The sequence below is a fragment of the Paenibacillus sp. 2TAB26 genome (assembly GCF_052115145.1).
In the GTDB taxonomy this organism is placed as follows: domain Bacteria; phylum Bacillota; class Bacilli; order Paenibacillales; family Paenibacillaceae; genus Pristimantibacillus.
Map to the genome: position 1 here is coordinate 130,635 of NZ_JBFRGC010000002.1, position 13,342 is coordinate 143,976.

Sequence of the window (13,342 nt, forward strand, 5' to 3'; positions counted from 1 at the left end):
TTATAAATTTGATCTTCCAATGTGTTCATGATTGCAAATTGAAAGTTCTATTATTTTCCTATACAATAACAATGAGAACAATTCTCAATAAATACACTTATATAAGGGTTTATTGCTAATAAGCAAAGAGTTATACACTTTGATCGCTGCGAGAGTAGAGAGAGGATTTGAATCGAAGCAAATGAACATTAATGACCATATCCAATTATGGGATCAGGCAATTGTAAGGGTTTTAGATGTTAGACAAAACACGTTAGAGCAAGGAAATTGCTTGCAAAAGTATACATTGCCCACCAGCACCTTTGTTTATATTGTTCGCGGCAGAGGTCGACTTTGGCTGGACGGAGATGTCCATTTTGTCGACAGGTTTTATGTGCTGCACGGAGGGAAAGGAGCTTGCTTGGAGATTGAAGCAGAAACGGCAATTGAATACTATCTAATTCTATATAAGGCTGTATTGCCGCAAAACTGTCTTTATGATTTTAAATTACTGATGCAAAGTGATAATCCATTCGAGAAGGCATACAGCTATAATCCATATGACGGGTTGGCACTCTTGGAATTTATACAAATGATGCATAGAGATTGGATTCAAGCAAACAAGCTGGACATGCTGCAGGTTAGAGGGGTATTTTATCAATTTGTACATAGGCTGTTTCGTCAAATGCTGCAAAGCTCTGAGGCGATCAGTCAAAATAATCTAGCAGAGCAAGTATTGCGCTTTTTATCCGATAGATATCAAGAGCCGAAATCAATGGAATCATTATCTTTGGAGCTCAATTATAGTCCACAGTATCTTACGCGGAAATTTAAAGAGCAGACAGGATTCAGTCCGATTGAATATGTCATTAAATTGAGAATAGAGAAAGCACAATTTTTATTGCTTACGACAGATGCTACTTTACAAGAGATCGCACTGAATGTGGGATATTCAGATTTGTTCTATTTCAATCGTATTTTCAAAAAATATGCAGGTATTGCACCTGGTAAATTTCGAAATAAACATCTGTCCGATCAAGGTCAGGGTTCTAATCATACAAAAAAAGCGTTAAAAAACTCCATTGTTAATCAAACCTCTCAAAACTATATTTATAATGAGAATGAAAAACATTCTCAATTCATAGGAGAAGAGGATTACACAATGAACAAAGGCTCCAAAACGGTAATGCTGTCCACATTATGGCTCTGTTTTGCTATTATGGTTAGTGCATGCTCAGCAGCGACTAACACCCCGAGAATCGCGAGCTCGGGCAATACGACAGGAACAGAGAAATCATCTGACAATCAGTCTGCCAATACTTCTACAACTGCTGCGCAGTTAAATGAAACAAAAATAGTATCTACCCATTTTGGTGATGTGGAAATTCCAATAAATCCGAAGCGAGTAGCATCTATTGACTATTTGGGCACTGTAATTGCTCTTGGCGTTGAACCGATCGGATCCAATAATGTGCTGCTGAATAGCCCGTATTTAAAGGGGCATTTGGAAGGTGTGGAAGATGTCGGTGACTCCATAGAGAAGCTCCTTTCTATAGAGCCGGATATTATTATTACACATACGACCAAGCCAGAGGTTTATGAGAAATATAGTGAGATTGCGCCGACGGTGTCTATCGCCTCTAATACCTTCAATAGTGTTCATGAAGAATTAACCTATTTTGGAGAAGTATTAGGCAAAGAAGATGAGGCGGCTGAATGGTTGAAACAATATGATCTTCACACAGCTGAAGCGAAGGAGAAAATTGCAGGGCTTTTACCAGAAGGTTCTACATTTTCAGTATTCCAGGAGTATGATGGACAAGTTTTCGCATTCGGCCCCAAATCAGGTCGTGGAGGCAGAAATATTTATCAGATGCTGAGCCTTGCTGCTCCAACTGCAATCCCTGAAAATATATTAGCTAATACTTATTCAAAAATATCAATAGAGAAACTGCCGGAGTATGCAGGGGACTATATCGTCCTAACAACCGAGTCATCGCTGGAAGAGCTCAAAAAAGATCCATTATGGGGCTCTCTGGAAGCGGTACGGGAAGAACGAATTTTCCTTTGGAATGAAGAACGTTCATGGTATCGTGATCCTATCGCTCTCCTCGCACAAACGAAGGAGTTGGCGGACTGGATTGTTGGTCTATCGAAGATTAAGTAATTTTGATATAGGAAATACGTGTATGTTTGGGAAAAAGTCATTATTTAGTACGGTTATCATTGTTGATCATATAAAACGGCTATTTTTCATGATACGATATAGAAGCACTAGTGCTCATCTTCAATGTGCGGATTAATAGAAGGATTTGTTGGAAAAAAGCTGCATATTATGCGTTTTAGAGATGCGATATTAAGTGAGTTTATATAAAATATCAGGTATCGACAACTTGGGTGAAAACTGCCTAGTTGTCGATATTTTTACAATATTAAGATCGTAATAGTGGTAAATTACTAATAAGGGATGTGACTCTATGGCGGGTAATATATTATACATTCCCTATACTGTTATTATGATTTTAGCTTTTATTGTTTGCGTAGTAATAATCGGAATAAAAAAAGGCAAGGGATCAACTAAAAAATTTTTAGCTTATACGGTACCAATTATTGCTTTATTCCAACTTTACTTTTGGAATTTAGAATTTAACAGTTATATTCGTAGTTACTTATTTCCAAGTAAAATCTTTGAGTGTGAGTCCTATATGGAAGACCAAATTAATATTTCTATTCCACTCCCGAAAAGAACTGTGTTTCTTGGAAAATCCGACGGCTGTTCTCCTTTTTACTCAACTTATGTTGATGACAAAGAATTTTACTCCTTTTACGAGAAAGAATTGAAAATCTTACAATACAATGGGGAAATTGAAAGCTATAGCTATATTGAGCAGGATGAAATTCAACAGTCAATTAAAAAGGGGTTTGTAGTAGAACTAATCACTGGTTCGGAAATTGACATTTTTTCAAGTGGAAAAATAGGTTCTAATAAATGGTCAATATCCATTGATTACAATCCGAAAAAATAGAGTTCTCAATTCTATTTATAGTTATAGTTAACGTTAGCTATGCTAAAGCCGCGTTTCCATTGTGATGTTTTAAAGAGGAACAAAACAGCATTAAATGATAATAAAGCCAATTGTCAAGAAGCTATAAATTAACGACATAAACCCGCTGATATGATATTGGTTCCGAGAAAATAGATAGAAAAAAGGTCAAGCATGGTGTGTACTCACCGTACTTGACCTTTTTTTCCATAAGCTGCTATTTAACAAGCTCCAAAAACTTGCTTGCCGCATTGGATAATGGCATATTGTGCATGATCATAAAGCCTACTTGGGAAGGAGGCATCTGAATATCCAATTGAATCTCAAAGAGAGAACCTTCTTCCAATTCTTTGGCAATAAATTCTTTAGTCACATAAGAAATACCGAGGCCTTTCCGCGCGAATTCGATGAGTAAATCTACGCTTCCTACTTCAATTTCAGGCTTGATTTGATGCCCATAGTTTTGGAATAGTTCGGTAATCGCCATTCGTACACGACTGTTTCGAGAGAACAGGATAATTGGATATTGAAGCAGCACTTCTAGTGAAAGCACTTTGTCCTTAAGCTCAGCATATCGAGCTCCTGCTACAAAACAATCCTGCAGCTGAATGCCCTTCATAACTTCTAGCTGAGAATCGACGATGGGCATACGAACGACGCCCAAATCGATTTTGCCTTCCTTCAGAAAAGCGATGGTTTCCGGTGTCGTTCCATGATTCAGATGCAGCTTGATACCGGGATATTTTTCGTGATAGGTTTCCAAATAAGGCAGCAAATAATGCTTGAACAACGAATCGCTTCCACCGATCCGCAGCTCACCGCTGTCCAAATTTTTAAGAGCCGCCATCTTTTCTTCGGCTAGCGAGATGAGAATTTGAGATTTCTCAATATAGGAATAAAGGATTTCACCCTCTTGCGTCAGAGCAACACCCTTTGAATTCCGGTAAAACAAAATGATGCCTAAACTGTCTTCCAACTGCTTGATGGCATGGCTAACGCTCGGCTGGGTGATATACAACGATTTTGCGGCTTGGGATAAGCTTCCCTTCTTCGCCGTCCAGTAAAAAACTTTGTATAGCTCATAATTGATCATAGACAGTATCTATAGCTCCTGTGAAAAATATGAATTACTTGTATAGGTCATATTCGTATTATAGTGGAATTAGGAAATAGAAACCAGTACTAACTACAAAGCACTGCTGGAAGGAGTAAGAACATGGAGGCTACCACATTTGTTTTGTTTGGAGCGACAGGGGATTTAGCAAAAAGAAAAATTTACCCTGCTTTGTATAATTTATTTATTGATCAGAAGCTGCCGGAGTTCTTCTCCGTGGTCGGCCTTGGAAGAAGAGAGCTATCCGATAAAACCTTTCAGGACAATGTCGAACAATCTCTTCGTATGTTTTCCAGGCGTGAAGCAAATGATCCCGAATTGATTCAAAATTTTTTGCGTGCTTTCCGCTATAGTGTATTGGATGTTGGCCGCAAAGAAGATTACCATAAGCTTCTTCGTCTTATTGAGAAACGGGAAGAAGAGCTGCGCGTTGCACCCAATCGCTTGTTTTACTTGTCGGTTGGACCTGAATTTTTTGAACCGATTGCAGCTAACATTCATGAAAGCGGGCTTGGTTCCGCTAATGGCTGGAAGCGGCTTGTAATCGAGAAGCCATTTGGTCATGATTTGCAGTCTGCTCGAGAATTGAATGAAAACCTGAGCAAATCGTTTGCGGAAGAAGAAGTTTTCCGTATTGATCATTATCTTGGCAAGCCGATGGTACAGAAGCTTGAGGTTCTGCAGCAAAGCAATCCAGTCCTTCAAGCACTTTGGGACAAACGCTACATTGCCAACGTTCAAATTACGGCAAACGAAATTGTAGGCGTGGAAGAAAGAGCTGGCTATTATGATCATGTTGGTGCAATCAGAGACATGTTCCAGAACCATATGCTTCAATTGCTCATGATGTTGACCATTCACCTTCCGAATAACAGCACCTCAGAAAATGTCCGTTTCAAAAAGAAACTGGTCATGGAATCACTGGAGCAGCTGCAAAAAGCAGATGTCAACACCCAAGTGATAAGAGGACAATATGGAGAAGGAGAGATTCAAGGGAAATCGGTGGTCGGTTATACCTCCGAACCAAACATTGCTGCAAACTCCATGAACGACACTTTTATTGCAGCTAAACTGCAAATTGACGATTACTTCTGGCGGGGCGTTCCTTTCTATATCCGTACAGGCAAAAGAATGAAGGACAAATCAACAAGAATTGTGATCGAGTTCAAAGAACCAATAAAGCAAGCTGCAACAAACGATGATAGCAAAATGCCTAATCTGCTTGTATTTGAGATCAGTCCTGACGAGAGCATTAGATTGCAATTAAATACGAGAGACCCTGAGCACAAGGGTGAATTAAAGCCCATGAATATCGATTTTCATGCGACGAGAGACAATGTGCCTGAAGCTTATGAGAATTTGATTCACGATGCTTTGCACGGCGACTCTACATTTTTCGCGCATTGGGACGAAGTCGAATTGTCATGGAAATGGGTTCAACCCATTTTGGAAGCTTATGAAGAAAACTTAGTTCCGCTGCATCGTTATGCAGCTGGCACATACGGTCCGGTTGAGTCTGATATGCTGCTTGCACAAGACGGCTTCCATTGGTGGTTCGATGAGAAGACCGAACAAGAAATCGAAACCATAAAAGGAGAACAATATGCTTAATACAAAAACAATTGAACAACTATCTATTGATACTATCCGTACACTGTCTATCGATGCTATAAACGCTGCAAATTCCGGACATCCGGGGCTTCCAATGGGAGCTGCGCCTATGGCGTACTCACTTTGGGGCAACCATCTTAATCACAATCCGAGCCATTCAAAATGGTTCAACCGTGACCGTTTCGTCTTATCCGCGGGTCATGGCTCAGCTTTACTTTACAGCCTGCTGCATTTATCCGGCTATAACGTATCGCTCGAGGACTTGAAGCAGTTCCGTAAGCTGAACAGCAAAACGCCTGGACATCCTGAATATGGCCATACAGATGGCGTTGATGCAACGACAGGGCCACTAGGACAAGGACTTGCGATGGCTGTAGGTATGGCAATGGCCGAAGCTCACCTAGCATCAAAATTTAATCAAAACGGATACCCGGTTGTTGATCATTACACGTATGCACTTGTTGGAGACGGCTGCTTAATGGAAGGAATTTCTTACGAGGCGATGTCTATGGCTGGACATATGAAGCTCGATAAACTCGTTGTATTGTACGATTCCAACGATATTTCCTTAGACGGCGACCTCAATCTTTCTTTCGGTGAAAACATGCAGAAGAGAGCGGAATCTGCTAACTGGCACTATTTGCGAGTTGAAGATGGCAATGATATCGAACAAATCACGAAAGCGATCGAGGCAGCAAAGAGCAATGAAGAGCAGCCGACCATTATCGAAGTTCGTACGGTTATCGGATACGGAAGCAAGGCAGCGGGAACGAATAAAGTGCACGGCAATCCACTAGGCAAAGAAGAGGCAAAAGCGACAAAAGCGGTTTACGGTTGGGATCATGAGGAAGAATTTACCGTTCCAGCAGAAGTTCAAGCTCACTTTGCACAGTTGAAACAAAAAGGCGAAGCAAAAGAAGCAGCGTGGAATCAGCTAATGGCTGCTTATAAAGAACAGCATCCGGCGCTTGGTACAGAACTTGAGCAAGTCATTGAAGGTTCTGTTGTCATCGATGCTGCAGATCTTCTTACTTTCGATGCTTCCAAAACAGTTTCTACTCGTGTAGCGAGCGGTCAAGCGATCAATCATTACCTTAAAACGGTGCCTTCAATTTTTGGCGGTAGCGCAGACTTGTCCCATTCAACGATGACTGATATTAACGGCGAAAAAACCTTTGCTGTTGAATCCTATGCAGGACGTAATATTTACTTCGGCGTTCGTGAGCATGCTATGGGCGCTGCTGGAAATGGTATGGCACTGCACGGCGGCGTAAAACCGTTTGTAAGTACATTCTTCGTGTTTAGCGACTATCTGCGTCCGTCCATTCGTTTGGCTGCACTGCAGAAGCTACCTGTCATTTATGTATTTACACATGATTCCATCGCTGTTGGCGAAGATGGACCTACTCATGAGCCCGTTGAGCATTTGACCGCATTGCGCACGATTCCTGGGCTTACAGTTATCCGTCCAACTGATGCCAATGAAACGGCTAATGCTTGGGCTTATGCATTGCAGCAAAATGAAGGACCAGTAGCTTTAGTACTAAGCAGACAAAACTTGCCTATCTATGAAGAAACTAAAGGCAATGTCGCTGCGGTTGCTAGCGGTGGTTATGTTCTAACGGAGACAAACGACAAGCCTGACATTATTCTGATCGGTACCGGTTCTGAGGTTTCTCTGGCAGTTGGCGCAAAAGCTGAACTTGAGAAGGAAAATATTTCAGTTCGTGTAGTAGCTATGCCAAGTCGTGAATTGTTCAACCGTCAATCGGCAGAATATAAGCAATCAGTGCTGCCTGCATCTGTTACGAAACGTTTAGCAATTGAAGCTGGCATTTCGTTAGGCTGGGATAGTTACACAGGACCAAGCGGCAGCGTATTGTCCATCGATACGTTTGGCGCTTCTGGCCCAGGTAGTGAAGTGTTAGAGTTTTTCGGATTTTCGGTAGATAACGTGGTTCGAATGGCGAAAGAATTACGCTAAGCAACGCATGAAGACAATAAAAATTTAATAATAAAAAACGGAGGTTTTAATTATGAAATTTTTCATCGACACTGCAAATTTGGTAGATATCAAAAAAGCTTATAAAATCGGTGTATTGTCTGGTGTTACGACGAATCCATCTTTGGTTGCCAAAGAAGGCGTGAAATTCGAAGACCGCATAGCAGAAATTCTCCGCGAAGTGCCTGAGGTAGAATCGGTATCAGCAGAAGTAACGCCTGACGCAGAAACAGCTGAAGAAATGATCGCGCAGGCAAATGAACTGATCAAAATCAACAACAATGATAAAAACATTACAATTAAGCTTCCGATGACGCTAGCTGGTCTAGAAGCTTGCCGCTACTTGACCAAAAAAGGCGTGAAAACAAACGTAACATTGATTTTCACTGTGAACCAAGCGCTTTTGGCTGCTCGCGCTGGAGCGACTTATGTTTCTCCTTTCCTCGGTCGTTTGGATGATATTTCAGAAGATGGTGTGCTGCTCGTCACGAAGATTGCTGAATTGTTCCGTACGCACAATCTGGATGCCCAAATCATCGCTGCATCTGTTCGCCACCCGGATCATGTCACTCGTGTAGCGATGGCTGGGGCACATATAGCAACGATTCCGTTCTCTGTAATCGAACAAATCTCCAAACATCCTCTAACGGATCAAGGCATGGAGAAGTTCGCAGCTGATTGGAAGAAAACGGCGCAGCAGTAAGCTGCAGTTTCCAAACCTTAATCGGTTCGACTAGCCTAGCATAGAAGCCTATATAGTTCATATATTCGCACTGCTAGGCCAGTCGGATATCGATGCGCATAAGCAAAGTTTTTTTGATTTTTTATCTACAACAGGACAGTAATGACAGGGAGGCAGTTATCATGAAAAAACAACAAATTGGCGTGGTCGGTTTGGCCGTAATGGGTAAAAACCTAGCCTTGAATATAGAAAGCAAAGGTTTCTCGGTTGCCGTGTATAATCGTTCAGCAGAGAAAACAAATGAACTATTGGCGGAGGCACAAGGAAAAGATTTTGTCGGCGCATTCAGTGTGGAAGATTTCGTACAATCACTGGAATCGCCGCGTAAAATTCTTATCATGGTGAAAGCGGGTCAACCGACAGATGATACGATCAATCAGTTGGTGCCGTATCTGGATCAAGGAGATATTCTAATTGATGGCGGAAACGCCTATTTTCCAGACACACAGCGCAGAAACAAAGAACTTCAAGCATTAGGCTTCCGCTTTATCGGAGCCGGCGTTTCTGGCGGCGAAGAGGGTGCGCTTAACGGACCAGCTATCATGCCAGGCGGTCAAAGAGACGCATACGAGCTTGTAGAGCCAATCTTGACAGCTATTTCAGCAAAAGTGAATGGTGATCCATGCAGCACTTATATCGGTGCTGATGGCGCTGGCCACTATGTCAAAATGGTACACAACGGCATCGAATACGGCGATATGCAGCTCATCGGCGAAGCGTACCACCTGCTCAAAGATGTGTTAAACCTGAACACTAGCCAGCTTCATGATATTTTCACGGAATGGAACAATGGCGAGCTGGATAGTTATTTAATCGAGATAACGGCTGATATTTTCAAGAAAATTGATCCGGAAACAGGCAAATCAATGGTAGATGTCATTCTCGATTCAGCAGGACAAAAGGGTACTGGCAAGTGGACTAGCCAAAGTGCATTGGATTTGGGTGTGCCATTGTCGATCATTACGGAATCCGTGTTCGCACGCTTTATTTCCGCTATGAAAGAAGAACGTGTGGCTGCGAGCAAAAAATTAAACGGCCCAGCGGTATCCAGCTACGACGGTGATCCGCAGGAATTTATCGAAGCTGTTCGCAAAGCACTGTACACAAGCAAAATCGCTTCCTACGCGCAAGGCTTTGCACAGATGAGAGCTGCTTCTGACGCTTATAACTGGGATTTGAAATATGGCAGCATTGCGATGATCTTCCGTGGAGGATGTATTATCCGTGCAAGATTTTTGCAAAATATTAAGGATGCCTATGACCGCAACCCAGCTCTGAACAACCTATTGATGGATGAATACTTCAGCAATATTGTTGAGAACTATCAGGAGGCTTGGAGAAAAGTCATTTCCATTGCCGTAACTAGAGGTATTCCGGTTCCAGCGTTTGCATCCGCACTAGCGTATTATGACAGCTATCGTACTGAAAGACTTCCTGCTAATTTGCTGCAAGCGCAACGGGATTATTTTGGAGCACATACTTTCCAGCGCCTTGATAAAGAGGGAAGCTTCCACTTTCAATGGATGGAAAATAACGAATAACGATTAAAACCAACACAAACTCCTAGCAGATAATCATGAATTCATTTTTCATGTTATCTGTGTAGGAGTTTTTTTGTTTCAGATGGCGAATGGAGACAGTGATTTTGGAGCGCGAAGGATAAAAGTTGTTTTTGACAGAAGGAAAATTATACAATGGAAGTAAGGAACTGCTTGAAGTAGCCATCCTCATATTGTAAATGAAGGGAAGAGTGCCGATGAACACACGAATGAAACAACTTGAGGATCGACTTTCCAACCAGCAACATAAGGATTTATTTCTGCAAACGATGCACACGCTGAAAGCGATTGACGATCTTGCTGATCAGCACAGACGCTTTCAATCCATGCAGGCCATTAGCGGCGTCAAAATCATAGGTACGGAAGAGGCATTGTTTTATGAAACGCTGACACAAGTGAAAGAAGAGATTGTGTCTACGCTGGAGAAAACGGTGAAGGACCTGGAGCACAAAGGTGATAAAAACTATACTAAAAACTTCAAGGACGGCGTGGAGTAACCCATTCGCAATCACAATAAAAAGTTGAGTAGAAGGAAAACTTCTGCTCAACTTTTTTGTGTTCATGGGAGGATACAAGGGCACAGATTCTTTTTTCTTTGTAAAAGGAACGATTTGTTATGCGCAACTTTCAATCCTATTACACGTCTGTAAATTATGGGATTATTTTGAAAACATAAAATTGGAAAGAAATCTAACCTTTTAAGATCATTAATCAAGAATAGGAGACAAGATGAAGCCAAAACGGTCGAGAATACTTATTTACTCTGTATGTGTATTTCTTCTCCTAGTTTATTTTGGAAATAGAAGCGGGTATGTATTTAGTGAAAGTAAAGCACTGAAAGAAGCATATCCTCGTGCAGACGGAGAAGCGGTGTATCAGCAAGCATTCGGGAAGGATAAACTAGTTATATGGAAAATGGATGATCTGGATTATGTTAAGCTCGTTACGAAGAAATGGGGATTTCTATATCTCGTATCCGAGACCTCTCCATTAGCGCCAAGCGCTAACGAACCGAAAACCATTCAACGAACATGGTCAGCTCAATTGAATGCTAACAAAATGTACGACATTATTTTTGCATTTTCTACGATTAACCCTGAGATAAAGCGAGTCATTATTAGCAATGATAGTTTTAGCAACGTTGAAGAGGACAATTTGGAAGTCATTAAGAGCGACTCAACGGTATACATTGAATTACCTGTACGAAGTGGGTATGCAGTTTCTTATCAAGAAATAAATCCTAAGGACAATAGGGGATTTGTTTTTCGAGGTATGGATAACAATGGTCATTTGATCGCAGCAACTAGATAGCAATAAAAGGCTGCCATCGGCAGCCTTTTATTCATGGAACAATTACATCATAATCGTTCAAGTCATTATTTTTTCAAGTGATAAGGTACTGTAGTGACGATCACATTTCTTCTATATAACAAGTGAGCACGAATCAATAAACTGGATTGGTTATGAAGCATATTGTGCCAACCTTTTTTTGGAATAAATTGCGGGATGATGACAGTAACTTTGTAATTTGATTCACTCGCCTTTCGCTGAACGGTATCAATAAATTTAGTTAATGGTTGAATGATGCTTCGATAAGGCGAATGTAAAGTAACTAGTCTCACATCAGGCTGCCACGTTTTCCATTTCTCTTCGAAAGTGAATTCATCCTCTCTTTCAAATGGAATATGAACCGCAATGATCTGGTGAGCAGATAGTGATTTGGCGTAATTCAATGAGTTCTCAACCACATGTGTAATACCAGCCACAGGAAGTATGATCACATTCCCCTCAATTGGTATCGCTGCCTCAGAGGTCGTAATTCGCAGTTGATCGGCTACAGATTCATAATGTTTTCTAATTCGGTGAAAGAGCAAAATGATAAGAGGTAGAAAAACTAATACGGACCACACCTGTGCGAATTTGGTTAAAAAGAACATCATGGTGACGATAAAGCTTATAACCGCACCAGTTGAGTTAATGATTAGCTTAGATACCCAGCCTTGCGGTTTTTCACGAATCCATTTTACCATCATCCCCGTCTGCGAGAGTGTAAAGGGGATAAATACACCTACGGCATAAAGTGGGATGAGATGCTCAGTTCGGCCTTCAAATGCTATAATCAACAGGATTGAGAAAACGCCCAGAATAATAATGCCGTTGGAATAACCTAATCTGTCTCCTCTAATGGTAAACATTCGAGGGATGAATTTATCTTTGGCTAAGTTGACTGCCAGCAAGGGGAAAGCAGAATACCCTGTATTAGCAGCAAGGATCAGAATTAATGCGGTTGTTCCTTGAATAAAATAATACATAAAGTTCCGACCAAACGTATGTTCAGCAATGTCTGAAACAACGGTCACTTCTTCCCGGGGACTAATACCATAATAATAAGCTAAAAATACAATTCCAGAAAATAATATGGCAAGCAGCGATCCCATCGCGATTAACGTTTTGGAAGCATTATTTGGAGACGGGCTTTTAAAATTGGGTATTGCGTTCGAAATAGCTTCAACCCCTGTTAAAGCAGAACTTCCGGAGGAAAAAGCTTTTAGCAGCAGAAACAAACTGATTCCCGCCACTGGCGTTCCAATGGGTGTATGTAATTCAGGCGAGACATTGCCTAATAGAATGTTGTAAATGCCTACAATGATTAAAATGAATAAAGCCAAAACGAATAAATAAACCGGATAGGCTAATATTGAAGCGGACTCCGTTACTCCCCTTAAATTCAAGATGGTTATAAACAATACAAAAATAATCGCAATAATTACATTATAAGGATGCAAGCTTGGAAAAGCTGACGTAATGGCATCTGTTCCAGCTGATACGCTTACCGCTACCGTTAAAATATAGTCAACTAACAGTGAGCCTCCGGCTACTAACCCAGAGTATACACCTAAATTTTTCTTGGATACGACATAAGCGCCTCCGCCATGAGGATATGCAAAAATAATTTGCCTATAGGATAAAATAAGTGCTAATAATAAAATCAAAACACCAATGGCAATCGGTATGGAATACCAAAATGCTGCTGCACTAACGGTGATTAAGACTAACAATATTTGCTCAGGACCATATGCCACAGAGGATAAGGCATCTGAAGAAAGAATGGCAAGAGCTTTTGTTTTATTCAGTTTTTGCTCGCCTAATTCCGTTGATTTTAATGGTCGTCCGATTAAAAACCTTTTTAATGAAGAGAACATTCGTTAGCCTCACCTCGCTTAATTTATTGTGTGTAGATTACCCTGCAAATGAATTAAATAAACTTTATGAAATAAAACTGGAGCGACT

At 41.0% G+C, this 13,342-nt stretch carries 10 protein-coding genes; 8 read left to right on the top strand and 2 right to left on the bottom strand.

What is annotated here, in order from left to right; translation table 11 throughout:
* Positions 1-139 precede the first annotated feature (139 nt).
* Both AB4Z50_RS02040 and AB4Z50_RS02045 read left to right on the top strand, forming a co-directional pair.
* Positions 140-2,146, top strand: coding sequence for an AraC family transcriptional regulator (locus AB4Z50_RS02040; RefSeq protein WP_441875048.1), 2,007 nt, complete (start codon positions 140-142; stop codon positions 2,144-2,146).
* A 310-nt stretch (positions 2,147-2,456) separates the two neighbouring features.
* Positions 2,457-3,005 (top strand): hypothetical protein, encoded by a 549-nt coding sequence (locus AB4Z50_RS02045; protein WP_441875051.1) that lies wholly within the window; start codon positions 2,457-2,459, stop codon positions 3,003-3,005.
* Positions 3,006-3,240: 235 nt separating this feature from the next.
* Here AB4Z50_RS02045 and AB4Z50_RS02050 read toward each other — a convergent pair whose 3' ends face one another.
* Positions 3,241-4,116: a LysR family transcriptional regulator gene (locus tag AB4Z50_RS02050; protein ID WP_076265614.1), complete on the bottom strand. Its 876-nt coding sequence runs from the start codon at positions 4,114-4,116 to the stop codon at positions 3,241-3,243.
* 123 nt (positions 4,117-4,239) lie between these two features.
* On the opposite strand from AB4Z50_RS02050, the gene zwf reads away from it, so the two are divergent.
* The 6 genes from zwf to AB4Z50_RS02080 all read left to right on the top strand — a co-directional run bounded on the left by zwf (position 4,240) and on the right by AB4Z50_RS02080 (position 11,362).
* On the top strand, positions 4,240-5,748 hold the full coding sequence (gene zwf / locus AB4Z50_RS02055; RefSeq protein ID WP_441875054.1) for a glucose-6-phosphate dehydrogenase: 1,509 nt from the start codon (positions 4,240-4,242) through the stop codon (positions 5,746-5,748).
* Positions 5,741-7,732: a transketolase gene (gene tkt / locus AB4Z50_RS02060; protein WP_441875057.1), complete on the top strand. Its 1,992-nt coding sequence runs from the start codon at positions 5,741-5,743 to the stop codon at positions 7,730-7,732. The genes zwf and tkt overlap by 8 nt, the downstream gene beginning before the upstream one ends.
* A 52-nt stretch (positions 7,733-7,784) precedes the next feature.
* Positions 7,785-8,453, top strand: a complete 669-nt coding sequence (gene fsa / locus AB4Z50_RS02065; RefSeq protein ID WP_076265617.1) for a fructose-6-phosphate aldolase — start codon at positions 7,785-7,787, stop codon at positions 8,451-8,453.
* A gap of 161 nt (positions 8,454-8,614) precedes the next feature.
* Positions 8,615-10,033 (top strand): NADP-dependent phosphogluconate dehydrogenase, encoded by a 1,419-nt coding sequence (gndA, locus tag AB4Z50_RS02070; protein ID WP_441875060.1) that lies wholly within the window; start codon positions 8,615-8,617, stop codon positions 10,031-10,033.
* A gap of 197 nt (positions 10,034-10,230) precedes the next feature.
* Positions 10,231-10,548 carry a hypothetical protein gene (locus AB4Z50_RS02075; protein WP_339202986.1) on the top strand — a complete coding sequence of 106 codons (318 nt, stop codon included), beginning with the start codon at positions 10,231-10,233 and terminating at the stop codon, positions 10,546-10,548.
* Positions 10,549-10,780: 232 nt separating this feature from the next.
* Positions 10,781-11,362: a hypothetical protein gene (locus AB4Z50_RS02080; protein WP_441875063.1), complete on the top strand. Its 582-nt coding sequence runs from the start codon at positions 10,781-10,783 to the stop codon at positions 11,360-11,362.
* Positions 11,363-11,427: 65 nt separating this feature from the next.
* Here the strand turns inward: AB4Z50_RS02080 and AB4Z50_RS02085 are convergent, their stop codons facing one another.
* The gene (locus tag AB4Z50_RS02085) at positions 11,428-13,254 is read right to left on the bottom strand and encodes an APC family permease (protein ID WP_441875066.1); all 1,827 of its coding nucleotides are present in this window, start codon (positions 13,252-13,254) and stop codon (positions 11,428-11,430) included.
* Positions 13,255-13,342 lie beyond the last annotated feature (88 nt).